Source organism: Pseudomonas sp. C9, from assembly GCF_002000165.1.
GTDB lineage: Bacteria > Pseudomonadota > Gammaproteobacteria > Pseudomonadales > Pseudomonadaceae > Aquipseudomonas.
The window spans coordinates 454,598-480,168 of sequence record NZ_MPAK01000002.1; the positions used below are offsets into that span (position 1 = coordinate 454,598).

A 25,571-nucleotide genomic window follows, 5' to 3' on the forward strand; every position below is an offset into this window, starting at 1 on the left:
CAACTGGAAGAACTCGGTCGAATGTGGGAGCGGGCTTGCTCGCGAAGAACGATAACGCGGTTTCCAGATCTACCGCCTACGAGGCAACATCACCGTAAACAGCGTCCCATCCGTCTCATTCGAGCTGACCTCGATCATCCCGCCGTGCGCGTCAACTACCTCCTTGACGATAAACAAACCCAATCCCAGGCTGGTCGACGGCTGGCCGAGTTCTTCATCGGCGCTGCGCACCAGTGGATCGAAGATTGTGCCGATCGCCTCTTCGGGAATAGGCACGCCAAAGTTATGCACCGTCAGGCGAACCGCATCGGGCTCGCCACTGAGGACGACGGTCACATCCCGTTTATTCGCCCCGTGCTGCAACGCATTGCCAATCAGGTTCTGTAATAGCTGATCAAGCCTTGCGCCATCCCAAACGCCTTGCGTATCGCCCTCGACCCTTAAGGTCGGATCACATTCCGGGTTCCCGACGCACGCCTGAGTGATGGCTTCCTGCACGGCATCGGCCAGGTTCATCGGCTTGGGTTCAATCGGCAGGCTTTTACCCAGGCGACTGCGAACCAGTTCCAGTAAATCGCTGACCATCACCGCCATGTGCCGTGCACCGCGCTTGATATTGATCGCGCAGGCCTGTGCGTCGCCCTCCAGCCTGGTTTTGCGCAGCAGTAACTCGGTGGACATGGTCACGGCTTGCAAGGGGGCGCGCAGGTCATGGCCGAGTATCGCCAGAAAAAGATCGCGCGAGTGATTGACCTGTTCGGCATAGGCTGCAGTCGACTCGGCAAGCGCTTCGTCGATGGCTTCATTGAAGCGGATCATGTCCTGGAAGTAGGCCAGGTCCGGCGAATCCAGGTTGTTGACCCACAACCGAATCACACAGGCGCGCAAATGGCGAAACTCACTGGTCATCTGCACCAGATCAAACCCTACGGTATGGCGCAGCTCGCCATGGCTGGCGCCGGCCTCATCGAGACTCGGGGTTTTTTCCGCGCCTTCACCCTTCGCCTTCGCGACCTGTTCGGTGGCGGTTTGCGTCGTGGTCATGTCCCGAGCGGCCGCCAGCAGAATCGCTTTGGCGTGATCGCGCAGGGTGATGCTGTCCATGTGGTCGGCAGCCGGGGTAATCGTGCTGGCGAACTGCTCCCATTCATCGACGATGCGGTCCACGTTTTGCCTGATGAATTCGGGGAGGCGCATGTCCGGTGTCCTGCCAGGAATGTCAGGGGATCTTAGCCTCTTTAGCGGTGGGGTAAACACTACCGCCGGGAATCCGGATCAGGTGTTGCGTGGGGGCGGGTGGTATTTAATTATTTTTCAGGTTCTTAAGTTGAATGCTGTTTGTGGTTTTATGGCGATTTTTCAGCAGTTTTACTGAGTTTTTGTTTTAGCCGGGGGTGAATAAGCTGAGGGTCCAAATAAGTCGTACATAAGGATATGTACCTTGCGAAACCCAAACGCGTCTCCCCAAGAAACGGCAGCGCCATTGACCGCCGCCGATCAACCCGGTGTTCACGCCGAATTCATTGCCGGGTCCATCCCGGCCTGGCTGGTGGATGCCTTGCCCGAACGGCGAGAGGCCATCAAACAGGCCCCGTTCAGGCTTGCCGACTGGTATCTGACGGCATCTGCGGCGCAGCGCCAGTCCATAAACAAAAGCTATGAGGCCAGCCTGGCGTCCCAGACCCTGCTGGATAAAACCATGGCGCGCCTGCAGGACATCGATGCTTTTGCAGCGCCCTTGCTGGTCAAGGCACTCAGGGATCGATTCGCCGTGGACCTGGACGTCAACAAAACATTTGTGCAGCTTAAAAAGCCTCTGGCGTTGGGGGTTTTTGAAGTCGAGGTCAGTACCTTCGACGTGTTGAAACTGCCGCTGCTGCAAGCCGTATTGCACAACTTCGAGGAGGACGAGTGCGCGATCGGTCACTTTCATTCCTCTTCGGGCTTCGTTGTTGAATCGGCACCGGGTCAATTCAGCAAAGTGAACACCGCGTTGACCGTGGTGCAACTTCTGAACCTGTGCCGGGAGCTGGACATCGGTGCGCAGTATCAGGTTTACCTCAAGGACTTTTTGCGACCGGCGAATCCGGTTGCGGTGGCCATGCTGCGTCACCGGTTTGTAGTCAGTCAAAAAGCTGCAATGCGCGCGGCGGCCGAGCAGGCCTTGTTGCAAAAAGACATCGAGCCGAACGACTACGCGATGATTCTGTCGGTGATCGGCGGGGAGATGAATCCCAAGGTCGATGGCAAGCCGGTCTGGTTTCGTGACCTGGGCCTGATGAAAAAAAGATTGACGGGCTGTGTGCTGTTTCTTATTGGCGAAAAGTATCGTTACTCCGACGAGATCATTCTTTACGTTCCCAATGATCCGCAGCACCCGTTCAAGCGCTACAAGGGGCAGGCGATGGACGAGGAGCTCAAGCGCCAGTTCACCGCCAGGGAGCCTGCGAAACCCGCAGATGGCCGCCCGACGGCGTACCAACGCTTTTTCAGTCAGTTTGTGGCCTATGCCGATCATCCCTATTATTTCAGCCAGTTCACCCGTGCCGCGGCGGACTCGCCTTCGGACCCGTTCGCCTTGCTGCGCTCCCCCGGGGCGAAAGTGTTTGAAGCCGTCAACCCGTTTTCGGCGCTGGTCACACCCCAGGAGCTGCCACCTGAGCAGCCGCCAAAACTGGAGCCGGTCGACGATCCGTACGTGAGCACCTCAAGCTTCAGCGACCATGGGCTTTGGGCGCCGAACCCCGACCTTTGGGCGCATCTGTTTGAGAAGAGCCTCGATAAGATCATCAAGGATGCCCGGGCCCATGCGGTGCCCACGGCGGATGTGGATGCGAAGGTTCGCGCGCAGAAAATCGCCGTGTTAATGAGTGTCGGGATGCTGGTGCTCAATGGTGTCTCGATGTTCGTGCCGGTGCTGGGTGAAATCATGATCGGTGTCATGGCCGGTCAGCTTTTGAACGAGGCATTCGAAGGCGCGATCGAATGGAGCGAGGGGGATCGAAGGGCGGCACTGTCACACCTGGTCGATGTTGCGGAAAACCTGGCACTGATTGCCGTCATGCATGGCGTGGGCAAGGGCGTCGCCGGGCTGAGGGCTGTCAAACCCGAACCCGTGATCGAGGCCTTGAAACCCGTCACGCTACCGACAGGCAAGCAGCGCCTGTGGAAACCGGATATCGAACCGTACAAAAGCGCGGTCCGGCTGCCGGCGGACTCACCGCCCAATGAGCTGGGGCTGCACCGTTTCAACGGTCAGGACATCCTGACGCTGGACAACAATGATTATGTCGTCAGACAAGACCCGGCCAGCGGGGAGCACCGTATCCAGCATCCGACCCGTCCAGAGGCTTATGCACCGAAACTGGAGCACAACGGTGCGGGTGCCTGGAGCCACGAGGGTGAAGAACCCTTGAGTTGGGACGGGCCGATCCTGATGCGCAGGTTGGGCTATCGCACCGATGCGTTCACCGATGCCGAGCTGGAACAGGTACGAATTGCCAGCGGCATGGAACCCGACCAGTTGCGGCAGCTGCATGTTGACCAACAGCCACCCGCGGCGCAGTTGACCGACACCCTGACCCGGTTTCGACTCAACCGGGACCTCGACACCTTCAAGGCACAGATCAGCAGCCTTGATCCGCAGGTCTACGCCAACGCTGATGTGTCCATGCAGTTCAGGCTCATGCGCAGCCAGGAACTGTTGCCGGCCAATCCTGCGATCAATGTTCTGGACAGCAAGGCGAAGCTCATCTGGAAAGATCCCGAAGCCGTCGGCAATCAGTCCTCCGGGGCGACGTTCGTCATGAGTGATCAGGACGCCGCCAACGGCACGATGCTCAAGTCACTGCTGGAAATGTATCGGGCACGCGAGGTCAATATTGACAGGGTGCCGGGTACATCGGATATGACACTGGAGCAACGCGCCACAGAGTTGCGCAAGGAGATCGCTCGAACCGTAACGAACAGGCAGCGCTCATTGTTCGAATCCTTGTACCGGGAACAGGACGGCGGTACCGACGGTGCCGTAGGCCGAATCAAGGTATTTTTCCCTTCGCTGCCCAGCGTGGTGGTGGAGCAAATTCTGGCAGGCGCGACACAATCGGAACGGTTGGCACTGGGTAAATCCGGGCTATTGCCCCAGCGCGTTTACGAGCAGGCCGAATGGGCCCGCCAGGAACGACGGCTGACCCACGCCTACGAAGGGCTCTATCTGGAGAACTCATCGGGTATCGACAGCGAACGCCTGGCCCTGCGCAGTCTTGAAACGTTGCCAGGCTGGCCGAAGGATGTGCGCCTGGAACTGCGCGAATACGGGCCGCAAGGCAAATTGCTGGAGGCGATCGGCCCGTCGCAGACCCCGGCGCGTGCGGTGCTGGTGGTGGATGAAAACTCGGGATTCACCGGGGCATCGTCCTCCAGTCTCTATTCATCCGTCCTGCAAGCACTGACGTTCGGGGAACACCAGGCGATGGGCTTCACACTCGAAGAGGCCGAGCGAATGAAGCAAACGGTGCAACAGCGGCCGCTGTCGCGAGGGGTGTTCCGGGCCGTACTGCAGCGGCATCGAGTGCTCAAGCCCAGCCTCGAGCCAGGCATGAAACTGCTCGGTGGTGTTGGCCCTTCACTGCCCGCGGGCCAACAGGTAGCGAATTTTTTCCGAACGCCGCGCGCACGGGTACTCAAGCTGTATCCCGACTTCAGCGAAGCCGAGGTTGAAGGGTTCCTGCATTCATTGGGTGACGATGTACGCGGCGGATTGACCCGCACCGAAGCCGAGTACACGACGCTCAAAAACGAGTTGAATTCCTGGGTGCAAGGCCGCGTCACCGCCGAAAGCAGCCAGGTTGTCGCGGGGCAAATTCCGGGCGCGCGCGAACGTCAGATAGCCGACAGCCTCAAGCGCTGCTGGCGCCGGCAGAGCGGCTCGGAGCTGAGCATAGATTCGCCCGTTGAGCTGCCAGTGCTCAGTGCACAGTTCAGCCATGTCCAGACATTGGCGCTGACGTGGTCGGGCGTACGCAATCTCAATGCCTTCCTGAAGTGTTTCACCGGGTTAAAAACGCTCAGCCTGGAGGGGATGTCCCGGCTGAGTCAGGTGCCTGAGGCATTCGCCGATATGCAGACCCTGACTTGCCTGAGCCTGCGGGGCAGTCGTATCGGGTTTAACGCTCACAATGGCGCATTGCTCGAAAAGTTGAGTGCCCTTGAGGAACTCAACTTGCTGAATACTCCGTTGGGGATCACGCCGGACTTCAGCGCGATGACTCGACTGAAAAAAATCAACCTCAGCGGCACGGGCATAGACGAGTGGCCACTCGGCACCGATCGTCTTCCTGATCTGCAATTGCTGGACTTGCGCGATAACGCGCTGACCGAAGTACCTCAGGCATTGCTCTCTACGGAGGCTGATCAGCTCGAATCGAACGCCAGGGTCAATCGGGTCACGCTTCTGGAGGGTAATCCGTTTACCCGTCAGGGCAGGCAGCGGCTGATGGATTACCGAGAGCGACTGCAAGCGATCAGGCCCGACCTGCTGGAAGGAAGTCTGCCGGGGGCGTTCAAGGGGCAGGACACGTTGAGCACCCGGGTTCGCTACCTCTACCCGGCCTTCGACGAGTTTGAAGTGGCCGAATTCCTGCAAACCCATGGGAGCGGGGTCGAAGTGGAGCTTGAACGCCTTGAACGCGAGTATGAGTCGCTGAATCGGCAATTGTCGGCGTGGGCTTTTTCGGGTGGCGGCGCGCGTCAACGCTACGTTCGGGCGGGCCAGATTTCGGAGGGGGTATCGGAGCGGGGAGAGCGATACACCGCCGCTGACCGCATTCGCGAATGCTGGCGACGCCAAGCTCCGCAAAGAAATGCCGTCGACGGCAGCCCGATCGGGTTTGAGCTCGATTTAAGTGGCCAGACACTCGACAGCGTGCCGGATCTGGAAGCCGACTTCAGCCATGTGGGTTCGCTCAAGCTCAGCGGCATGGGGCTGAGTGTTTCACCAGAGGGATTTCTGGCGCATTTCAGGGGCGTGCGCTGGCTGGATATGTCGAACAACCAACTGACCGCCATACCGCCAGCGCTGGACGAAATGAACGGCCTGACGCGTCTGTTTCTGCAACGCAACCGCATTCGCCTGACGGCTGAAACGGCCGGGATACTGGCTCGACGCACGACGCTGCGGGCGATGAACCTGTCTCAGAACCCGTTGGGTATGACGCCGGACTTCTCTCAGATTGCAGATATGCGTTCGCTCCAGCTGAACACCATCGGCATTGATACCTGGCCGCAAGGGCTGGATGCGCAACCTCTGCTGGATGTCATCGATTTGCGTAACAACCAGATCACGACGTTGCCGGATTCCGTTATCGCGCCTCCCGCCGAACGCCTGGAACATGTGGCCCGCCGCAACAATTTCACGATTATCAGCGGCAACCCGTTGTCCGAGGCCGCGCAACAACAGCTGAGCGCTTACTGGAGTCGCCTTGAGCAAGAGCGTCCGGATGTGTGGGGGCTCAGGCGACCGGGTTTCTTCGAGTATCAAGCCCCGGCCATGCCTACTGAACGGGTCAGGCTCGGAATCGCCCAACGACAATCGGGCGTGCAGCGCTGGGTCACGGACCTGCCCCCTGACCAGGTTGTGCCCCGGCAATTACAGTGGCAGGCCCTGTCCGCACAAGAGGGCGCCAATGGCTTTTTCCAGGTGCTCAACGACCTCGAAGCTGCCGGTGCCGGTCACGCCGACCTGCAACGTCGCGTCTGGGACGTCATCGACACCATCACCGAAGGCAGCCCCGAGTCCGAAGCCCTGCGAGGGGAGATGTTCGAGTGGGCAGGAAGACCGGCCTGTTGTGATCGTGCGGCATTGTCATTCAGTAATCTGGAGATCATGGCGCTGGTCTACCGGGCCCGCACGCTGGCACTGGACGCCGAGCAGGGCGCGGCCCTGCTGAAACTGTCCAGAGGCTTGTTCCGCCTGGACGAGGTCGAAAAAATCGCCCTGGCCGATATCAACAAACGAGTCGCTGCGATCAATGCCAGGAGGGATCTGTCGGCGGCGCAAAAAACCGATCTGATCGACCGGCTGGAAGATGTCGAAATAAAACTGGCCTACCGGTTTGGTCTCAAGGACCGGCTCGATCTGCCAGGGCAACCTCGCCAAGTCAGGTTCATTGGCTTGGGTAACGTCACGCCAACAATGCTGAACAAGGCCTACGATAGCGTCGTCAAACTCAATGACTCTGCCGCGGAATTCCAGTCACTGGTGGCGAAAGATTTCTGGAAAGACTACGTGACCAACACCTACCGGCCGCAATTCGAAGCGCAGCGTGAACCCTATCAGGACCGCCTGGCCAGTCTGCGTGAAAGCCAGCAGAAGGGCCTGCTGTCCGAGGCGCAATACAAGACGCAGTCCGAAGACCTGGGTGCTCAACTGCAAATTGAAGAGGCTGCACTGATCGAGCAATTCACTCGTGAGGCGTTGGCCAAACACCCGTACTGACGGACAGTAATGTCTGACAAACCATAAAAAGAAAGGCCTGGATCTGCGCGAGCATCCAGGCCTTTTTTGTGCGGCTCAACTCATCAGAACAGGAAATACCGCTGGGCCATCGGCAGCACATCGGCGGGTTCGCACCACAGCAAAACGCCGTCGGCCTTGACCTGATACGTCTGCGGATCGACATCAATGTTCGGCAGATAGTCGTTGTGGATCAGGTCGGTTTTCTGCACCTCGCGACAGCCTTTGACCACGGCGATTTTCTTCTTCAGGCCCAAGGCTTCGGGCAACCCGGCGTCCGAAGCGGCCTGGCTGATGAAGGTCAGGCTGGTAGCGTGCAGCGAGCCGCCATAACTGGCGAACATTGGACGGTAGTGCACCGGTTGCGGTGTCGGGATCGAGGCATTGGCATCGCCCATCAGGCTGGCCGCGATGGCGCCGCCCTTGAGGATCAGCGTCGGCTTGACCCCGAAAAACGCCGGGCGCCACAGCACCAGGTCGGCCCATTTACCCACTTCGACCGAGCCCACTTCATGGCTGATGCCATGGGTGATCGCCGGGTTGATGGTGTACTTGGCGATGTAGCGTTTGGCGCGGAAGTTGTCGTTGCCCTCGCCATCACCGGGCAACGGGCCACGTTGCTTTTTCATCTTGTCGGCGGTCTGCCAGGTGCGCGTGATGACTTCGCCAACGCGGCCCATGGCCTGGCTGTCGGAGCTGATCATCGAGAACGCACCGAGGTCGTGGAGGATGTCTTCGGCGGCAATCGTTTCGCGACGGATGCGGCTTTCGGCGAAGGCCACGTCTTCGGCAATGCTCGGGTCCAGGTGGTGGCAGACCATCAGCATGTCGAGGTGTTCGTCGATGGTGTTGCGGGTGAACGGCCGGGTCGGGTTGGTCGAACTCGGCAGCACGTTGGCAAAGCCGCAGGCCTTGATGATGTCCGGGGCATGTCCGCCACCCGCGCCTTCGGTGTGATAGGTGTGGATGGTGCGGCCCTTGAACGCGGCGAGGGTGGTTTCGACGAAACCGGATTCGTTGAGCGTGTCGGTGTGGATCGCCACCTGGACGTCGTACTGGTCGGCAACGCTCAGGCAGTTGTCGATGCTCGCCGGGGTCGTGCCCCAGTCTTCGTGCAGCTTGAGGCCGATGGCGCCGGCCTTGACCTGTTCGATCAACGGTTCCGGCAGGCTGGCGTTGCCCTTGCCGGTGAGGCCGATGTTCATCGGGAACGCGTCGGCGGCCTGAAGCATGCGCGCCAGGTGCCACGGCCCGGAGGTGCAGGTTGTCGCGTTGGTGCCCGTCGCCGGGCCGGTGCCGCCGCCGATCATGGTGGTGACGCCGCTCATCAGGGCTTCTTCGATCTGCTGCGGGCAGATGAAGTGGATGTGCGTGTCGATGCCGCCAGCGGTGAGGATCATCCCTTCACCGGCGATGACTTCGGTGCCGGCGCCGATGGCGATGGTGACGTTGGGTTGCACGTCCGGGTTGCCGGCCTTGCCGATGCCCGCGACGCGGCCGTCCTTGAGGCCGACGTCGGCTTTGACGATGCCCCAGTGGTCGATGATTAGTGCGTTGGTGATCACGGTGTCGACGACGTCCGCGGCCAGCAGTTGGCTCTGGCCCTGACCGTCACGGATGACTTTGCCGCCACCGAACTTCACTTCTTCGCCGTAGGTGGTGAAGTCTTTTTCGACCTCGATCCACAGTTCGGTATCGGCCAGGCGGACCTTGTCGCCGACGGTGGGGCCGAACATGTCGGCGTAGGCCTGTTTAGAAATTTTCATGGGCTTGCCTTGGGATTCAATTGTTTTTGAGACCGCTCGCATAGCTCGCTATCGCAGCCTCGCTGCGCTCGACAGCTCCTACAGGTGTTCACGCAGCCTGTGCGCACGCGGTCCCTGTAGGAGCTGTCGAGCGAAGCGAGGCTGCGATTTTTTGGACGCACTGCAGAAATCAGTCGAGGTCACCCATGATCCGCCCGGCAAACCCGAACACCCGGCGATGCCCGGCCAGGTCGACCAGTTCGACGTCGCGACTCTGCCCCGGTTCGAAGCGCACGGCGGTGCCGGCCGGGATGTTCAGGCGCATGCCGCGGCTGGCGGCGCGGTCGAAGGTCAAGGCGTCGTTGGTTTCGAAAAAGTGGTAATGCGAGCCGACCTGGATCGGCCGGTCGCCGCTGTTGGCCACTTTCAAACTGACGGTGCGACGACCCGCGTTGAGTTCGATGTCGCCGGACTGGATCTGGTATTCACCGGGGATCATCAATGGGCTCCTTGGAGAATCTTGTAGTAGAGGGCGGTGGGTTTGTAGCGCCCGCTCGGATCGCAGGCGTAGTCGGGGATTTCCCCCGCCCGGGTGTAACCCAGCGCCTTGTAGAAATCTTCCGCCGGCGACCCCGCTTCGGTGTCGAGGTAAAGCATGCCGCGCTTGTGCTGCAAGGCCGCCGCCTCCAGCGCGCTCATCAATTGCTGACCCAAGCCGCGACGGCGCGCGTGCTCACGCACCAGCAGTTTTTGCACTTCGGCGCGGTTCAGGCCATTGGCTTTCTGACACAAGGTCAGCTGCACGCTGGCCTGCACTTGTTCGTCCTTGACCACCACCCACAGCAGCACGTTGCCCTTGTTCAGGTTCTCCTGAACGTCATCGAAATAGGCGCGGGCCTGGGTGGCATCCAGATTCGCCATGAAGCCGACGCTGGCGCCATAACCGACGGCGTCGAGCAGCAGATCAATCAAACCCTGGCGGTAGTGCGCAAAGCTTTCAACATTGACGCGTCGCAGTTGGGCGGCGTTCATCGGGCGTTACTCCTTGCTGGCGACAGGCGGCTCCGCGCCAGGATTGAGGGTCAGTTGCATGAAGGTCAGGTCCAGCCAGCGACCGAACTTGGTGCCCACCTGGGGCATCTGCCCGGTGGTGATGAAACCGGCGCGTTCGTGCAGGCGAATGGACGCCGCGTTACCGCTTTCGATGGCCGCGACCATCACGTGTTTGTCGCAGCCCTTGGCGCGCTCGATCAGTACGCTCATCAACTGCGGACCGAGGCCGTTACCACGCTGGTCGCTGCGTACATAAACCGAGTGCTCGACGGTGTGGCGGAAGCCGTCGAATGGCCGCCAGTCACCAAAGGAAGCGTAGCCGAGCACGTTGTTTTCAGCGTCGACGACCACCAGGATCGGGTAATTCTGGACTTGCCGGGCGCTGAACCAGGCCTGACGGTTGCCCAGGTCGACGGCTTGTTCGTTCCAGATCGCCGTGGTGTTGAGCACGGCATCGTTGTAGATGTCGCGGATCGCCGGCAGGTCGGCGTGCACCGCATCGCGGATGTGGTAAGTCATGGCGGCTCCTCAGGCGATGGGTTGGTGGACGGTGACCAGTTTGGTGCCGTCGGGGAACGTCGCTTCCACCTGGATTTCCGGAATCATTTCCGGGATGCCTTCCATGACTTGTTCGCGGCTGAGCAGCGTGGTGCCGAAGTGCATCAGCTCGGCCACGGTCTGGCCGTCACGGGCGCCTTCGAGCAGGGCCGCGGAGATGTAGGCCATGGCTTCCGGGTAATTGAGTTTCACGCCGCGCGCCAAACGCCGCTCGGCCACGAGGCCGGCGGTGAAGATCAGCAGCTTGTCTTTTTCGCGTGGGGTCAGGTCCATCGTTGGAATCCATCTGGGCAGATAAAAAGTATTTGAGCCTGTAAACACAAAACCCCTGTGGGAGCGGGCTTGCTCGCGAATGCGGTGGGTCAGCCAACATCAATTTGAATGACACACCGCATTCGCGAGCAGGCCCGCTCCCACATTTGGATGGTGTTTCAGGTGCTCCATATTCTTGGGGGGACCGCTTCCCGGCCAAGCAAGGCTGGCCTGAGCAATCGCCACAAATCAATCAACCAGCCGCGCGCCAACAGCGCTTCACTGGCCAGGCACCGAGCCACCAAAAGCCCCGGCAACTGGGTCAAATCCCCGCGCACGGCATTGGGCAGCGAACGACAGGTTTCCAGCAACTCGCTATCAATCTCACCAGTCACCAACAACGTCGCAAACACCGGTTGCCCGTCCAACCCGATCGGTGAATCCAGCAAGCCGTCATTGCCGACAATGCGCTGGCGTTCGTGCCAGAGCAACTGGCCGTTGCGACGGATGTCCAGCTGTGCCTGGAAATGCCCAAGGTCAAAACGCTCGCCGCTGGCCGGACGGCCCAGCGCCACCACGTCCCAGTAGAACAACCGGGCGTCGCCTTGCAGGTCAATCGAGGTGCTGAGTTCGGCCTGTGCATCGCTGAAGATAATCGTCTCTTGCGGCAACCATTCCAGTGTCGCGCCAGCGCCTACTTTCAAGTCGAGCGTCTGATAGGCGGCCCCCGCCGCGCGATACCACTTGGCCGCGCCGGGGCTGGTGATTTGCGCCCAGGCATCGGTGCCGACACTGGCCGAAATGTCCAGCCGATCACCGCCGGCAATCCCGCCCGGCGGATGAACGATAATGTGCTGGCACACCTCGGGACCTTCGGCATACAGGTGCTTTTGCACCCGCAGCGGGCCTTTGTGGCGGCGCTGAACCGGGCGCGTGCTGTCGCCGAATCGGGCGTAACCCAGCTCCAGTTCGGCGTGCCAGCTCGGGGTAAACAGGGCAGTTGAGGCAGGTAAGTTCATATTTTTTAATTATCGTTAGGACGCTACAGATTAGATCGTTACCAGACCGCGTACACCTTCGGCTTCCATATTTTCTCCGCGACCTTGCTGCACGATTTCACCCCTGGACATCACCAAATATTGATCGGCCAGTTCAGCGGCGAAATCGTAAAACTGCTCCACCAGCAAAATCGCCATGTCGCCGCGGGCCGCGAGTTTCTTGATCACCGCGCCAATCTCCTTGATCACCGACGGCTGGATGCCTTCGGTGGGCTCGTCGAGAATCAGCAACCGTGGGCGGCTGGCCAAGGCCCTGCCGATAGCCAGCTGCTGCTGTTGCCCGCCGGACAAGTCGCCGCCGCGCCGCTGTTTCATTTGCAGCAGCACCGGGAACAGCTCGTAGATGAACGCCGGGACTTCCTTGGCTTCGCTGCCGGGAAAACGCGACAGCCCCATCAACAGGTTTTCTTCCACGGTCAGCCGGCCGAAGATTTCACGGCCCTGCGGCACGTAGGCGATGCCGGCATGCACGCGTTGGTGCGGCTTGAAGGAGGTGATCGGTTTGCCTTCCCAATTCACCGCACCTTCCTTGGCTGGCAGCAGACCCATCAGGCACTTGAGCAGCGTGGTCTTGCCCACCCCGTTGCGGCCGAGCAGGCAAGTCACTTCACCCACCTTCACCTCAAACGTCAGGCCCCGCAGGATGTGACTACCGCCGTAATACTGGTGCAGCTTGTCGACTTGCAGCATTTCTGAATTCCTTCTGTTTCACACAGAACCCTGTGGGAGCGAGCTTGCTCGCGATAGCGCCGGTACATTCAATATTGATGTCGACTGATACACCGCTATCGCGAGCAAGCTCGCTCCCACATAAAGCAATCCCACCGAATCAGCGACCGAGATAAACCTCGATGACGCGTTCGTTCTCCTGCACCTGTTCCAGCGACCCTTCGGCCAGCACGCTGCCCTGGTGCAACACGGTGACGTGGTCGGCAATCGAGCCGACGAAACCCATGTCGTGCTCCACCACCATCAGCGAATGCTTGCCGGCCAGGCTTTTGAACAGCTCGGCGGTGAATTCGGTTTCGGCGTCGGTCATGCCCGCCACCGGTTCGTCGAGCAGCAGCAGTTGCGGGTCTTGCATCAGCAGCATGCCGATTTCCAGAAACTGCTTCTGACCATGGGACAACAAACCCGCCGGACGATTGACCGACGTGGTCAGGCGAATGGTTTCCAGCACGTCAGTGATGCGATCTTTCTGTTCGCCACTCAGGCGCGCGCGCAGGCTGGCCCACACCGACTTGTCGGTTTTCTGCGCCAGCTCCAGGTTCTCGAACACGCTCAAAGCCTCGAACACCGTTGGCTTCTGAAACTTGCGCCCGATGCCGGCCTGGGCGATCTGCACTTCGCTCATCTGCGTCAGGTCCAGGGTTTCGCCAAACCAGGCCTTGCCGTGACTCGGGCGGGTCTTGCCGGTGATCACGTCCATCAGCGTGGTCTTGCCCGCGCCGTTGGGGCCGATGATGCAGCGCAGTTCGCCGACGCCGATGTACAGGTTAAGAGCGTTCAGCGCTTTAAAACCGTCGAAGCTGACGCTGATGTCTTCCAGGGTCAGGATCGTGCCGTGGCGGGTATCGAGGCCCGGACCGACGCGTTGGCCAAGACCAATGGAATCGCGGCTGGTGCCGGCATCCTTATTCGGTTCCACAGGAAAAAAAGCAGGTTCGAGCATGAATTCCGCCGTCGGTGTGATTCTCATTGTTCGCCCCTTTTCTTCAGCAGACCGATCACGCCTTTAGGCAGATACAAGGTCACGACGATGAACAGCGCGCCGAGGAAAAACAGCCAGTATTCCGGGAACGCCACGGTGAACCAGCTCTTCATACCGTTGACCACGCCGGCGCCCAGCAGCGGGCCGATCAAGGTTCCGCGACCACCCAAAGCGACCCACACCGCCGCTTCGATGGAGTTGGTCGGCGACATTTCACTCGGGTTGATGATCCCGACCTGCGGCACGTACAGCGCCCCGGCCAGTCCACACAACACCGCGCTCACCACCCACACAAACAGCTTGAAACCGCGCGGGTCGTAGCCGCAGAACATCAGGCGGTTTTCCGCATCGCGCAGCGCCGTCAGCACCCGGCCGAACTTGCTCTGCGCCAGGCGCCAGCCGATGAACAAACTGGCGACCAGCAACACCACCGTGGCAAAAAACAACACGGCGCGGGTGCCCGGTTCAGTAATGCCGAAACCGAGAATGGTGCGGAAATTGGTGAAGCCGTTGTTGCCGCCAAACCCCGTTTCGTTGCGGAAGAACAACAGCATCCCGGCGAAGGTCAGGGCTTGGGTCATGATCGAGAAATACACGCCCTTGATCCGCGAGCGGAAGGCGAAGAAGCCGAACACCAACGCCAGCAACCCCGGGGCCAACACCACCAGGCACATCGCCCAGAGGAAGCTGCTGGTGCCGGTCCAGTACCACGGCAATTCAGTCCACGACAGGAACGTCATGAACGCCGGCAAGCCATCGCCCGAGGCCTGGCGCATCAGGTACATGCCCATCGCGTAACCGCCGAGGGCGAAGAACAGGCCGTGGCCGAGGGACAGCAGTCCGGCGTATCCCCAGACCAGATCGAGTGCGAGGGCGACGATGGCGTAGCAGAGGATTTTGCCCACCAGCGTCAGCGTGTAAGCCGACACGTGAAATGTGCTGTCCGCCGGCAACAACGACAGCAGCGGCAACGCCAGCAGCAGAGCGAGGACGACCGCACCGACGGCAATCGTGGCGGTGGGGCCGGCTTTTTGTGTGGCAGTAACGAGCAGGGGCTGGTTCATCAGTCGATCACCCGTCCTTTCAGTGCGAAGAGGCCTTGCGGACGCTTCTGGATGAACAAAATGATCAGCGCGAGGATGAGGATTTTGCCGAGTACGGCGCCGATTTGCGGTTCGAGAATCTTGTTGGCAATCCCCAGGCCGAACGCGGCCAATACGCTACCGGCCAACTGACCGACACCGCCGAGCACCACCACCAGGAACGAGTCGATGATGTAGCTCTGGCCGAGGTCCGGGCCGACGTTGCCGATCTGGCTGAGGGCCACGCCACCAAGGCCTGCAATGCCCGAGCCGAGGCCGAAGGCGAGCATGTCCACGCGCCCGGTGGGTACGCCGCAGCACGCGGCCATGTTGCGATTCTGGGTGACGGCGCGCACGTTCAGGCCCAGTCGTGTCTTGTTCAACAACAGCCAGGTCAGCACCACCACAAACAGCGCGAAGGCGATGATGACGATGCGGTTGTACGGCAGCACCAGATTCGGCAGCACTTGAATCCCGCCCGACAACCACGCCGGGTTGGCCACTTCAACGTTCTGCGCACCGAACACCAGGCGCACCAGTTGAATCAACATCAGGCTGATGCCCCACGTGGCGAGTAGCGTTTCCAATGGGCGGCCGTAGAGGTGACGAATCACCGTACGCTCCAGCGCCATGCCGATGGCGGCGGTGACGAAAAACGCCACCGGCAAGGCAATCAGCGGGTAGAACTCGATGGCCTGCGGAGCGAAGCGCTGGAACAGCATCTGCACGACGTACGTCGAGTACGCGCCGAGCATCAGCATCTCGCCGTGCGCCATGTTGATCACGCCGAGCAGGCCGAAGGTGATCGCCAGGCCCAGGGCGGCGAGCAGCAAAATCGAACCGAGGGACATGCCGCTGAACGCCTGACCGAGCATCTCGCCGATCAGCAGTTTGCGTTTGACTTGGGCGAGGCTGGTTTCGGCGGCGGTGCGCACCGTGGCGTCGGCTTCGACACCCGGTTCCAGCAGGCTTTCGAGGCGAGTGCGGGCCAACGGGTCGCCGGTTTCACCCAGCAGCCGAATGGCGGCGAGGCGTACAGCCGGGTCGGTGTCGACCAGTTGAAGGTTGGCCAGCGCCAGGCTGAGTGCGGCATGGACGCTTTCGTCCTTTTCGCCGGCCAGTTGCTGATCGAGGAATTTCAGCTGCGCGGGTTTGGCGCTTTTCTGCAATTGTTGCGCAGCGGTCAGACGGGTTTTGGCGTCGGCGGCGAGCAATTGGTGGCTGGCCAGTGCGGTGTCGATCAGACCCCGCAGGCGGTTATTCAGGCGCAGGGTTTTGGCTTGGCCGTCGACGGTCAACTCACCTTGTTGCAGGGCGTTGATCAGTTCGACACGGGCCGAATCGGGCTGCGCGGCCCAGGCTTCCAGCAGTTTGGCTTGCTGCACGGGGTTGGCGGCGACGAAGTCTTCGGCGTCGCTGGCGTGGGAAACCATCGGCAACAGCAAAAAAGTTATGGTGAGAAGCAGGCGATAAAGGGACATAGCTACGTCCTGAAAGGCGACGATGGACCCTGTAGGAGCCGAGATTGCTCGCGATGGCGGTGTGTCTGACGTACCGCAATCGCGAGCAAGCTCGGCTCCTACAGGGTTAGGGGCTTATTCCCGGGAATCAGTTGCTCTTCATCGCGTAGTCAGGCTTTTTGTCGTTGCCATCGATAAACGGGCTCCACGGCTGGGCGCGGATCGGCCCTTCGGTCTGCCACACCACGTTGAACTGACCGTCGGCCTGTATCTCGCCGATCATCACCGGTTTGTGCAGGTGGTGATTGGTCTTGTCCATGGTCAGGGTGTAGCCGGACGGCGCGGCAAAAGTCTGGCCGGCGAGGGCTTCGCGGACTTTGTCGACGTCGGTGGACTTGGCTTTCTCAGCCGCTTGCGCCCACATATGAATGCCGACGTAGGTGGCTTCCATCGGGTCGTTGGTCACCGCTTTGTCGGCGCCCGGCAGGTTGTGCTTCTTGGCGTAGGCTTTCCAGTCGGCGACGAATTTTTTGTTCTGCGGGTTCTCGACGGACTCGAAGTAGTTCCACGCCGCGAGGTTGCCCACCAACGGCTTGGTGTCGATGCCGCGCAGTTCTTCTTCACCCACCGAGAACGCCACGACCGGCACGTCGGTGGCTTTCAGGCCCTGGTTGGCCAGCTCTTTATAGAACGGCACGTTGGAGTCGCCGTTGACGGTCGAGATGACGGCAGTCTTGCCACCGGCCGAGAATTTTTTGATGTTGGCAACGATGGTCTGGTAATCGGCGTGGCCGAACGGGGTGTAGACCTCTTCGATGTCCTTGTCGGCCACACCTTTGGAGTGCAGGAACGAACGCAGGATTTTGTTGGTGGTGCGCGGGTAGACGTAGTCAGTGCCCAGCAAGAAGTAGCGCTTGGCGCTGCCGCCTTCTTCGCTCATCAGGTATTCAACGGCGGGGATCGCCTGCTGGTTCGGTGCGGCGCCGGTGTAGAACACGTTCGGCGACATCTCTTCGCCTTCGTATTGCACCGGGTAGAACAGCAAGCCGTTGAGTTCTTCGAACACCGGCAATACCGATTTACGCGACACGGAAGTCCAGCAACCAAACACCACGGCCACTTTGTCTTGAGTCAGCAACTGCCGGCCCTTTTCGGCAAACAGCGGCCAGTTCGACGCCGGGTCCACGACCACGGGCTCCAGCATCTTGCCGTTCACGCCGCCCTTGGCGTTGATCTCGTCGATGGTCATCAACGCCATGTCTTTGAGCGATGTTTCAGAGATCGCCATGGTGCCGGACAACGAATGCAGAATACCGACCTTGATGGTCTCGGCGGCCTGGACGGTCCAGGTCATGCCCATCGCGGCAATGGATGCCGAGAGTGTGAAAGCCTTGATCAAGCTACGACGCTTCATTGTGCGATCTCCATGAACTTATGAATTTTCTTGGTGGGCAGATGCGGACTACTGAAGGGTGTTTTGCAAGGGCTGTGCCCGGTCGGCGAAAGGCAGGGAAATGTCGGTTTAGAGCGGTCGCGCGTGGTGACGGCGCACCACGAAGGGACGAGGGCGGGGCGGTGGTGCGAGGGTATGCGTCATTGTGGTGCTGCCGCTTGGCGGCAGCGGTGATGCAGAAGGGCTCAGTTAGGGCCGGGATATTAGTTGACGTACTGGATGGTGAAGTCGGGATATGAATCGACGATCTGTATTTTGTAATCAGGGTAGCTATCGACGATTTCCCACTCACCCGGCGAGTTCGCGTAAGAGTTGACGGTCTGCACCTCCAGATCAGGATAGGAGTTCACCACCTGCACTTTGTAGTCCGGGTAGCTGTCGACGAATTGGATCTTGCCGTAAATATTCGAGACATCGACGGTGGTGCCGGCCAGTGCAGCGCTGGAGCCGAATACCAGTAATGATAGGAAAACAGTTTTCAACATGAGGCTCATCCTGAGAGTCGTGAGACAGGCAGTGTAGGGAATGTTGGGCCCGGGTGGGAACGAGTATATTCAACATCGCGGTGATTTTGATTTGTGTCGGACGCGGGATCTGTGGGCGACGATCAACCCCTGTGGGAGCGAGCAAGCTCGCTCCCACATTTTTTTGTGCGGTGTATCAGGTGGGGACGACGTTATCCACCGCGCGGTTCACGGCCAGTTCCGCGAGCATGATGATCTGCTGGATCGCCATCGCCTTGTGGCGTTGCGGGCCGATCAGGTCGCCGGCGAAATCGCTGGCCATGACACTGGCGGACGCCAGGGACTCACAGGCATTGACCAACAGGCTTTCGGTGTCGTTGTTTGGGGCGATCATGAACATGGTGCTGGGGCGGCGGGGTTTTTCGGTGTATTGGGCCGGGGGATCGAGGTAGTAGTCGAGGGCGCGTTTGATGGCGTCGCGGTCTCTGAGCAGATCTTCGTCGCGAGATGTTTCGGGTTCGGAGGTGGTGGTGTCGATGGGTGGATCTGGAACAATTTTCTTATTCATGGCAATGATTCCCTTGAAGCAATTGGAGCCATCACTTGTCGTTTCTCACGCGACGAAGGGGTGGCAGCTATGTGCGGAGTGAGAAACCGGTAGGAATCAACCCGGCCGAACCGAAGTCCGCCCGCACACAGCCGCCATAGTCATTGCCGGCAGCGGATAAGCTGGCGGCAATTATGGTGGAGCTAGCGTTAGATTGAAACCTGGCCGGGTTCTCACACCCGATCACTGAGTCTTCAGTGACAGCCCCAGACTAGACAGCTCACGTCCGACGAACAACCTGAAAAACCCGTGGGAAACGTCTGGTATTTTTGCATTCGAATAAACACACATAAACAAGCCCGGAACTACAAATCCCCTGCGGGAGCGGGCTTGTGTGTATTGGCATGGACTTGACCACCCATTTGCTTTGCCCCTGACCGGTCAATTGCATCCGTGCTGACCAATTGTTTGTATTCGACTTGACCAGCACACGCCGTAGTGACGACCGGCAGAGAACGCCCCATTGCTGCCCTCCGCTAAGGGCAGCCAGGGACTGTGGATTCGGCAGGTCGATGCAACACAACTAAATGCTGTGTAAGTAGAAGGCGTGTTGCAGATGAAAGAGACCTCGGATCTATTACACCGAAAGCCAGAAAAAACTGATGTGGGATCACTGGCAGTAAGGCGACTGCTCTCCAGCAGATCGCCCAACTATTTGATCGAAACCATTCATCGATACAGCGCATCTTGGCGCAAACAGGGGGTGTCAGTTCAACTAAGCCCCTCCGGTACGCAGGACATGCTGGTTAGCGACTGAGCTTGGTAATTTTTGAACCCTGCAATCCCAGCCCGGCCATTAAGCCCTTTTGATCAAAGATGAACGCATAGACATCGGACTGAGCCGTTGAGGTAGTCATCGACTTGGCCATGCCTGAATCTACGACCACGATGCTTGGGCCCACGCCGACCTCAAATCCATTAACATTTTTCAGATCGTTCATCGCTGAATAGGTCATGAAGAACATCACGTAACCAAACCTCTGCACGCCCGCCTGAAGGCCGTATGAGGCTGCTGTGGTGGCGTAGTATCCCGTGACTTTTCCGTTCTCGATCAATTCGCCTTCGCCATGATGTGCGCCGGCGATGAGGCCCGCTTTCAGCACATCAGGGAAAACGAGGATACCCTTGGCTCGCTGCGCGAGGGCGCGCGCTTGCGGCGTTTTGGTATACAAACTCTGTAACGCCGCCTTCGCGTCGCGGTCCATTTCCGCGTTAGCAGCCTTCGCACTAGAGGCGGAAGTTGATTGATTCATTTGGCAGCCCGCAGCGATCGCGAAGATTGAAATCATTGCGATCATTCGAAGGTATTTGATCATGAGCAATACTCCGTTTCTGTACCTGCATGGCGACAGCCGTTGCGGCTCAAAGACCGACGGGGTCGACCTTTCACTTAGACTGTAATCCTATTAAGCGGTTGGTCAAATGCTATGCGAATTGATAACAGGGACATCCGGTGGACTGATGGCTTTTTATTGCTTGATGCAAAAAAACACCGGTAAACGAAACTGAGGTGCCGGTGGTTTTCAGCGCTGTAAACAGCTGTCGCCCCATGCCGGGATGACTCCGATGGCACTCGGACAGCGCGGGTTGAGCCGGTGACGAGGCCAACACCAAACAACATTCAAACCCGCAAACCGACGAGACCCGCCTTAGTGGCGTTGTGGTCAATGGCGAACTAGGCTCAGCCAGCAGTCATGTGAATAGGGTGTTGTTTCACATCAACGTCGAGCCAGGAGTGGGATGTATGAAAGCCAGCACGCGTGTTTTCTGCCTGATGTTCTCCGTGGCCCTGGCATCCGTGGCCCATGCAGAGGATCCGCCCGCGACGCCGAGCAACCCGCTAATCAACACACGTGTTGTCGACAAGCTCATTGATATGGGCAATTACCTGCGCAGTTTGCCGAAGTTTCAGGTGGACGCCGAAGTGACGCGGGACTCGGTTCTTGAGTCTGGGCAGAAGATCAAAACCCAATCCACCAATACGCTGAAAGTCCTCGACCACAATCGGTTTTACGCTAAGGCAGACGGCGACGTGCGCAACCGGGAGCTGTTCTACAACGGCAAGCAGCTGACCCAATACGCCCCGTTCCTCAAGTACTACACAACAGTAGACGCGCCGCCAACACTGTCCGAAGCCCTGCACCTGTTCGAGGAACATTACGGTATTCAAGTGCCCATGGAGGACCTGTTCCTGTTCGGCAGCGATCAGTCGCAAATTGATGCACTCAAGGAAGCGGCCTACGTTGGGCCTTCGACGATCGACGGCAAGCTGTGTGACCATTTGGCATTCAGGCAGGAGGGCGTCGACTGGCAGCTGTGGATCACTCGTTCGCAAACACCGCTACCGTGCAAGCTGGTGATTACCACCACCGATGCACCCAGTTTTCCGGAATACAGCGCGGTATATCGCTGGAATCTGAAACCGCAGTTGAAGGAGTCAATGTTCACCTTCAAACCGGGTAAAGGCGATGCAGCTATTCCGTTGAAAAAAGTGGCTGAGCAGGGAGGGCAATGACATGAAACGCACATTGGCGTGGAACCTGTTGTTTGCGTTCGCAACCGCATCGGTACTCACCGTCGGTGCAATCCCCATGGCCGATGCCAGACCACAACGTGCTCAAGGGCAGGCCAAGACTTCGGTGAACCGGCCACCGCCAGCCAACGCGCAAAGGGCTCAACGGGTCAATCCGCCACAGCAACGCGCGAACACTGCCAAACCGAGTAATCGCGCCAACGCAGGGGACAAAGCCAATACGGGTCAACGCGCCAATGCGGGGAATAACGTCAAGGCCGAGAACCGTGCCAATGCGGGGAAAAACGTTAACGCTGAGAACCGTGCCAATGCGGGGAATAACGTCAACGCCGAGAACCGTGCCAATGCGGGGAAAAACGTTAACGCTGAGAACCGTGCCAATGCGGGGAATAACGTCAACGCCGAGAACCGCGCCGATACGGCGAACAACCTCAATGCGACCAACCGTACTGGCAATAATGTGAATGCCGGCAACCGCACCGCTGCCGGGAACAACGTGGGCAACCGGGCCAACGTCAACAATGGCAACGTCAACCGCAACGTCAACAATGGCAACATCAACCGTAACGTCAACGTCAATGCGGATGGTTACGGCCACTATGACGACGATGATGACTTCGATAATCCGCTCGCGGCGGCATTAGTGGTAGGCGCTACGGTAGCGGTCACCGCAGCGGCTATCGGGTCAATCATGGAGCCTGACGAAATGCCCAACGATTGCTCGCAGGTCATGCGCAACAACACGACGTATTTACAGTGCGGGTCGACCTGGTATCAGCCACAGTATCAAGGGAGCAACGTGAACTACGTTGTGGTTCCAGCGCCCTGAAGCAAAGCGCGGGCCGTTGGGGTACTGGTTGTCGAGGAAGTTCTTGAGTGTCATCCGCTCGGCGAGCATCGCATCGGCCTTGCCTTTGGCTGCCAGCTTGAGGCCTGCGGTGGTGGAGTCGACGGTGATCAAGGTGGCGACCACGCCCAGCAGTCGCATCTGCTGTCGGATCCACTCCTCGGTCACGCCTCCCGCTACGGAGTCATACGTCTGGTTGGCCAGTCCCCGATTGATGTGCCGTCGTCTTCGCGAGCAGGCTCGCTCCCACAGAGTTCAGTGGTGTTCTTTTGAACGTCAACGGCGGCGCATCAGACCGATGAAGAACAACCCGCCAATCGCCGCCGTGGCCACGCCGATGGGCAAGTCCTCGGGGGCGATCAGGGTGCGGGCGGCGACGTCGACCCAGACCAGAAACACGCTGCCGAGCAACACGCACACCGGCAACAATCGCCGGTGTTCGGCCCCGACCAGGCGCCGCGCAATGTGCGGCACCATCAGCCCGACAAAGCCGATGGACCCGCTGATCGACACCAGCACCCCGGTCATCAGTGATGCAATCAAAAACACCCGCAACCGCACGGTGCGCGCATTGAGCCCCAGGGTCACCGCCGTCTGTTCGCCCGCCATCAACGCATTCAACGGTCGGGCCATGCCCAACAGCAATACCAGCCCCAGCAACACACTGGCCGCCGGCACCGCCAGTAATTCCCAACGCGCCAGCCCGAGCCCGCCGAGCATCCAGAACATCACCGCGGAACTGGCACGGTGATCGCCCAGAAACAGCAGCAAGTTGGCAATCGCCATCATCACGAACGACACCGCCACACCACACAGCAGCAACCGGTCACTGTCCAGTCGCCCATTGCGGTTGGCGATCATCAGCACCAGCAACATGCTCACCAGCGCGCCGATAAACGCGGCCATCGGTAAGGTCAGCAGGCCGACGATTTCACCGACATGCAGCACCACAATCACCGCGCCGAGGGTGGCACCCGAGGTCACGCCGAGCAGGTGCGGGTCGGCCAGTGGATTGCGCGTCACCGCTTGCAACACCGCGCCAATCAACGCCAACCCGGCCCCGACCAACGCACCGAGCAACATGCGCGGCACACGGATCAACCACACAATGTGCTCCTGCCCGGCGCTCCAGTTCACGTCGCCAACACCGAATGCCTTGTGCAGCAAAATCCGCCACACCACGTCCACCGGCACCCGCGCCGGGCCGAAGCCCAGCGACACCACGCACGACACCAGTAACAACGCGCCGAGGGCCAGCAGCAACAACGTGTAACGATGGTTGATCATTTGCCGTGGAAACCTTTGGCCAGGCTTGCGACCGCCAACACGTTGTCGATGCCCGGCGTCGCCTGCACGTAGGGAATGATGATGAAGCGCTGGTGCTTGATCGCGTCCACCGATTGCAGCGCTTGATTGTTGAGCAGGAATTGCACCTTCTGTTCGGCAGTGACTTCGCCGTAGTCGACGATCACGATCACCTGGGGATTACGCTCGACCACGTTCTCCCAGTTGACCCGGGTCCAGCTCGCGTCGACGTCATCCAGCACGTTGCGCCCGCCCGCCGCATCGATCAGCGCTTGCGGCATGCCGAGGCGGCCGGAGGTCATGGCGCGGTCTTCACCGCTGTCGTAAAGGAACACGCGCGGTTTGTCCGCCGGCAGGTCCTGGCGCACCTCGTCGACTTGTGCCTGCATCTGCGCGATCAAGGCGTTGGCGCGGTCCTGCACGTCGAAGATTTTGCCGAGGTTGCGCAGGTCGTTGTAGGTGTCTTCCAGGCTGGCGGCGGGGCGCCTCATCACGAATGCGCAGGACTCGGTCAGTTCATAGACGTTGATGCCCAGCGGTTGCAGGGTTTGCGGCGTCAGGTCACCGCCCACGCGCATGCCGTAATCCCAACCGGCGAAGAAAAAATCGACGTTGGCGTTGAGCAGGGTTTCCACCGACGGGTACTTGGCCGCCAGCTCCGGCAAACCGTCGAGAATGTTTTGCATTTCAGGGGTGACCGACTTCCAGCCGCTCACGCCGCTGTAACCGGCCATGCTCGGCTTGAGGCCGAGGGCGAGCATCATCTGGGTCATGTTGATGTCGTGGCTGACCGCGTGTTTCGGCGCGTGCTGGAAGGTGACTTCGCGATTGCAGCTTTGAATCGTCAACGGGTAATGAGTGGCCTCGGCCAATGCCTGGGCGCTGCCCAGCAACAGGGCGGCGCACAGCAGGGAACGCAAAGTCATGGTTGGGTTATCCAGGTGATTCGTGGGTAGCCGTGCAGGGGGTGTTCATCGATCAAGGCATTGACGCCGAAGACGTTGCGCAGCAATGCCTCGGTGAGCACTTCCCGGGGTGTGCCGCTGGCGACGATGCGGCCGTGATTGAGCACGTACAACCGGTCACAGAAAGCGGCGGCCAGGTTGAGGTCGTGGATGCTCGCCAGGGTGCCGATTTGCAGGCGTTTGACCCATTGCAGTAATTGGAGCTGATAGCGCGGGTCGAGGTGATTGGTCGGCTCGTCGAGGATCAGCAGTTGCGGTTGCTGGGCCAGGGCGCGGGCGAGGATCACGCGTTGTTTTTCGCCGCCGGAGAGGGTGGCGAAGGCGTGGTCTTCGAAGCCTTTTAGGCCTACCGATTCCAGCGCCTGGGTCACGAGGTTCCGGTCATCCAGGGTGTCGCCATCGAACAGGCCTTTGTGTGGCGTGCGGCCCATGGCGACAACTTCGTCGACGGTCAGGCCGAACGCGTCCGGGAATTCTTGCAGCACCACGGCGATGCGTTGCGCGCACCAGCGCGAGGACTGTTTCCAGACGTTTTGATGGTCGAGCCTGACCTCGCCGCTTTCGGGTTTGCTGAAGCGCCAGGCACACCGCAGCAGGCTGGTCTTGCCGCTGCCATTGGGGCCGATCAACCCGACGAACTCACCGGCGGCCACGTGCAAGGAGGCATCACGCAGCTGGAACTGGTGATGACAATGGCCGTGGCCCAAGGGTGTCCAGGCAAGGTGGGAGAGGTTCAGCGAGGTCATGCGTTTGCTCGGAGATATTGGGTTTTGCTGATGGCGCCATCGCGAGCAAGCTCGGCTCCTACAGGGTCACGCAGCGCCATCGCGATACGGGTTCATGCAATTCCTGTAGGAGCCGAGCTTGCTCGCGATGGGGTCTTAGGGTCTTAGGGTCAGAGCGTCATTTTGCGTTACACAGTAACACTAAAAATGACCGCAAGATAAGCGCGGGGAGTCTACAGA

At 59.8% G+C, this 25,571-nt stretch carries 21 protein-coding genes and 1 pseudogene; 3 read left to right on the top strand and 19 right to left on the bottom strand.

The features are described 5' to 3' along the window. Window positions 1-69 precede the first annotated feature (69 nt). Complete coding sequence (locus BMS17_RS28970; protein ID WP_046033038.1) at window positions 70-1,197, bottom strand: sensor histidine kinase KdpD; 1,128 nt, start codon at window positions 1,195-1,197, stop codon at window positions 70-72. A gap of 244 nt (window positions 1,198-1,441) precedes the next feature. On the opposite strand from BMS17_RS28970, the gene BMS17_RS28980 reads away from it, so the two are divergent. Further along, a complete protein-coding gene (locus BMS17_RS28980; protein ID WP_139348158.1) occupies window positions 1,442-7,495 on the top strand; it encodes an NEL-type E3 ubiquitin ligase domain-containing protein in 6,054 nt (2,017 codons plus the stop codon). 83 nt (window positions 7,496-7,578) lie between these two features. Here the strand turns inward: BMS17_RS28980 and ureC are convergent, their stop codons facing one another. From ureC to BMS17_RS29050, 14 genes are all read right to left on the bottom strand, one after another. After that, on the bottom strand, window positions 7,579-9,279 hold the full coding sequence (ureC, locus tag BMS17_RS28985; RefSeq protein ID WP_046033035.1) for an urease subunit alpha: 1,701 nt from the start codon (window positions 9,277-9,279) through the stop codon (window positions 7,579-7,581). Between the two features lie 169 nt (window positions 9,280-9,448). Beyond that, window positions 9,449-9,757, bottom strand: coding sequence for an urease subunit beta (locus tag BMS17_RS28990; RefSeq protein WP_046033034.1), 309 nt, complete (start codon window positions 9,755-9,757; stop codon window positions 9,449-9,451). Next, window positions 9,757-10,290, bottom strand: coding sequence for a GNAT family N-acetyltransferase (locus tag BMS17_RS28995; RefSeq protein WP_046033033.1), 534 nt, complete (start codon window positions 10,288-10,290; stop codon window positions 9,757-9,759). Before BMS17_RS28995 ends, BMS17_RS28990 begins: the two co-directional genes overlap by 1 nt. Window positions 10,291-10,296: 6 nt before the next feature. After that, a complete protein-coding gene (locus BMS17_RS29000; protein ID WP_077432395.1) occupies window positions 10,297-10,830 on the bottom strand; it encodes a GNAT family N-acetyltransferase in 534 nt (177 codons plus the stop codon). Between the two features lie 9 nt (window positions 10,831-10,839). Then, window positions 10,840-11,142, bottom strand: a complete 303-nt coding sequence (gene ureA / locus BMS17_RS29005; protein WP_007907366.1) for an urease subunit gamma — start codon at window positions 11,140-11,142, stop codon at window positions 10,840-10,842. Window positions 11,143-11,300: 158 nt separating this feature from the next. Next, the gene (locus BMS17_RS29010) at window positions 11,301-12,140 is read right to left on the bottom strand and encodes an urease accessory protein UreD (protein WP_077432396.1); all 840 of its coding nucleotides are present in this window, start codon (window positions 12,138-12,140) and stop codon (window positions 11,301-11,303) included. 30 nt (window positions 12,141-12,170) lie between these two features. Beyond that, complete coding sequence (gene urtE / locus BMS17_RS29015; RefSeq protein WP_046033030.1) at window positions 12,171-12,869, bottom strand: urea ABC transporter ATP-binding subunit UrtE; 699 nt, start codon at window positions 12,867-12,869, stop codon at window positions 12,171-12,173. Between the two features lie 139 nt (window positions 12,870-13,008). Next, the gene (urtD, locus tag BMS17_RS29020) at window positions 13,009-13,878 is read right to left on the bottom strand and encodes an urea ABC transporter ATP-binding protein UrtD (RefSeq protein ID WP_046033029.1); all 870 of its coding nucleotides are present in this window, start codon (window positions 13,876-13,878) and stop codon (window positions 13,009-13,011) included. After that, on the bottom strand, window positions 13,875-14,954 hold the full coding sequence (gene urtC, locus BMS17_RS29025; protein ID WP_077432398.1) for an urea ABC transporter permease subunit UrtC: 1,080 nt from the start codon (window positions 14,952-14,954) through the stop codon (window positions 13,875-13,877). The genes urtD and urtC overlap by 4 nt, the downstream gene beginning before the upstream one ends. After that, entirely contained in the window at window positions 14,954-16,453 is a 1,500-nt protein-coding gene (gene urtB / locus BMS17_RS29030; protein WP_077432400.1) for an urea ABC transporter permease subunit UrtB, read from the bottom strand. The genes urtC and urtB overlap by 1 nt, the downstream gene beginning before the upstream one ends. Window positions 16,454-16,580: 127 nt before the next feature. Continuing rightward, window positions 16,581-17,846, bottom strand: coding sequence for an urea ABC transporter substrate-binding protein (gene urtA, locus BMS17_RS29035; protein ID WP_046033026.1), 1,266 nt, complete (start codon window positions 17,844-17,846; stop codon window positions 16,581-16,583). A 242-nt stretch (window positions 17,847-18,088) separates the two neighbouring features. After that, a complete protein-coding gene (locus BMS17_RS29040) occupies window positions 18,089-18,370 on the bottom strand; it encodes a hypothetical protein (protein WP_077432401.1) in 282 nt (93 codons plus the stop codon). A 175-nt stretch (window positions 18,371-18,545) separates the two neighbouring features. Beyond that, on the bottom strand, window positions 18,546-18,917 hold the full coding sequence (locus BMS17_RS29045; RefSeq protein WP_077432403.1) for a DUF6124 family protein: 372 nt from the start codon (window positions 18,915-18,917) through the stop codon (window positions 18,546-18,548). Between the two features lie 785 nt (window positions 18,918-19,702). Beyond that, window positions 19,703-20,272 carry a YSC84-related protein gene (locus tag BMS17_RS29050; RefSeq protein WP_077432405.1) on the bottom strand — a complete coding sequence of 190 codons (570 nt, stop codon included), beginning with the start codon at window positions 20,270-20,272 and terminating at the stop codon, window positions 19,703-19,705. Window positions 20,273-20,700: 428 nt separating this feature from the next. Here BMS17_RS29050 and BMS17_RS29055 point away from each other — a divergent pair, with 428 nt between their 5' ends. Then, window positions 20,701-21,471 (top strand): DUF2092 domain-containing protein, encoded by a 771-nt coding sequence (locus tag BMS17_RS29055; protein WP_046033022.1) that lies wholly within the window; start codon window positions 20,701-20,703, stop codon window positions 21,469-21,471. 1 nt (window position 21,472) lies between these two features. Further along, complete coding sequence (locus BMS17_RS29060) at window positions 21,473-22,318, top strand: hypothetical protein (RefSeq protein ID WP_077432406.1); 846 nt, start codon at window positions 21,473-21,475, stop codon at window positions 22,316-22,318. Between the two features lie 39 nt (window positions 22,319-22,357). Here the strand turns inward: BMS17_RS29060 and BMS17_RS29065 are convergent. The 4 genes and pseudogenes from BMS17_RS29065 to BMS17_RS29080 form a co-directional block, all read right to left on the bottom strand. Beyond that, window positions 22,358-22,561 (bottom strand): annotated as a pseudogene (locus BMS17_RS29065) (amino acid ABC transporter substrate-binding protein); the annotation flags it as partial. A 51-nt stretch (window positions 22,562-22,612) separates the two neighbouring features. Next, window positions 22,613-23,623 (bottom strand): iron ABC transporter permease, encoded by a 1,011-nt coding sequence (locus tag BMS17_RS29070; protein ID WP_046033020.1) that lies wholly within the window; start codon window positions 23,621-23,623, stop codon window positions 22,613-22,615. Beyond that, complete coding sequence (locus BMS17_RS29075; protein WP_077432407.1) at window positions 23,620-24,567, bottom strand: ABC transporter substrate-binding protein; 948 nt, start codon at window positions 24,565-24,567, stop codon at window positions 23,620-23,622. The genes BMS17_RS29070 and BMS17_RS29075 overlap by 4 nt, the downstream gene beginning before the upstream one ends. Next, entirely contained in the window at window positions 24,564-25,352 is a 789-nt protein-coding gene (locus tag BMS17_RS29080) for an ABC transporter ATP-binding protein (RefSeq protein ID WP_046033018.1), read from the bottom strand. The genes BMS17_RS29075 and BMS17_RS29080 overlap by 4 nt, the downstream gene beginning before the upstream one ends. Window positions 25,353-25,571 lie beyond the last annotated feature (219 nt).

Bases quoted from the DNA above. Each gene is read 5' to 3' on its own strand.
- BMS17_RS28970 (WP_046033038.1), bottom strand. From the start codon at position 1,197: ATGCGCCTCCCCGAATTCATCAGGCAAAACGTGGACCGCATCGTCGAT.
- ureC (WP_046033035.1), bottom strand. From the start codon at position 9,279: ATGAAAATTTCTAAACAGGCCTACGCCGACATGTTCGGCCCCACCGTC.
- BMS17_RS28990 (WP_046033034.1), bottom strand. From the start codon at position 9,757: ATGATCCCCGGTGAATACCAGATCCAGTCCGGCGACATCGAACTCAAC.
- BMS17_RS28995 (WP_046033033.1), bottom strand. From the start codon at position 10,290: ATGAACGCCGCCCAACTGCGACGCGTCAATGTTGAAAGCTTTGCGCAC.
- BMS17_RS29000 (WP_077432395.1), bottom strand. From the start codon at position 10,830: ATGACTTACCACATCCGCGATGCGGTGCACGCCGACCTGCCGGCGATC.
- ureA (WP_007907366.1), bottom strand. From the start codon at position 11,142: ATGGACCTGACCCCACGCGAAAAAGACAAGCTGCTGATCTTCACCGCC.
- BMS17_RS29010 (WP_077432396.1), bottom strand. From the start codon at position 12,140: ATGAACTTACCTGCCTCAACTGCCCTGTTTACCCCGAGCTGGCACGCC.
- urtE (WP_046033030.1), bottom strand. From the start codon at position 12,869: ATGCTGCAAGTCGACAAGCTGCACCAGTATTACGGCGGTAGTCACATC.
- urtD (WP_046033029.1), bottom strand. From the start codon at position 13,878: ATGAGAATCACACCGACGGCGGAATTCATGCTCGAACCTGCTTTTTTT.
- urtC (WP_077432398.1), bottom strand. From the start codon at position 14,954: ATGAACCAGCCCCTGCTCGTTACTGCCACACAAAAAGCCGGCCCCACC.
- urtB (WP_077432400.1), bottom strand. From the start codon at position 16,453: ATGTCCCTTTATCGCCTGCTTCTCACCATAACTTTTTTGCTGTTGCCG.
- urtA (WP_046033026.1), bottom strand. From the start codon at position 17,846: ATGAAGCGTCGTAGCTTGATCAAGGCTTTCACACTCTCGGCATCCATT.
- BMS17_RS29040 (WP_077432401.1), bottom strand. From the start codon at position 18,370: ATGTTGAAAACTGTTTTCCTATCATTACTGGTATTCGGCTCCAGCGCT.
- BMS17_RS29045 (WP_077432403.1), bottom strand. From the start codon at position 18,917: ATGAATAAGAAAATTGTTCCAGATCCACCCATCGACACCACCACCTCC.
- BMS17_RS29050 (WP_077432405.1), bottom strand. From the start codon at position 20,272: ATGATCAAATACCTTCGAATGATCGCAATGATTTCAATCTTCGCGATC.
- BMS17_RS29055 (WP_046033022.1), top strand. From the start codon at position 20,701: ATGAAAGCCAGCACGCGTGTTTTCTGCCTGATGTTCTCCGTGGCCCTG.
- BMS17_RS29060 (WP_077432406.1), top strand. From the start codon at position 21,473: ATGAAACGCACATTGGCGTGGAACCTGTTGTTTGCGTTCGCAACCGCA.
- BMS17_RS29070 (WP_046033020.1), bottom strand. From the start codon at position 23,623: ATGATCAACCATCGTTACACGTTGTTGCTGCTGGCCCTCGGCGCGTTG.
- BMS17_RS29075 (WP_077432407.1), bottom strand. From the start codon at position 24,567: ATGACTTTGCGTTCCCTGCTGTGCGCCGCCCTGTTGCTGGGCAGCGCC.
- BMS17_RS29080 (WP_046033018.1), bottom strand. From the start codon at position 25,352: ATGACCTCGCTGAACCTCTCCCACCTTGCCTGGACACCCTTGGGCCAC.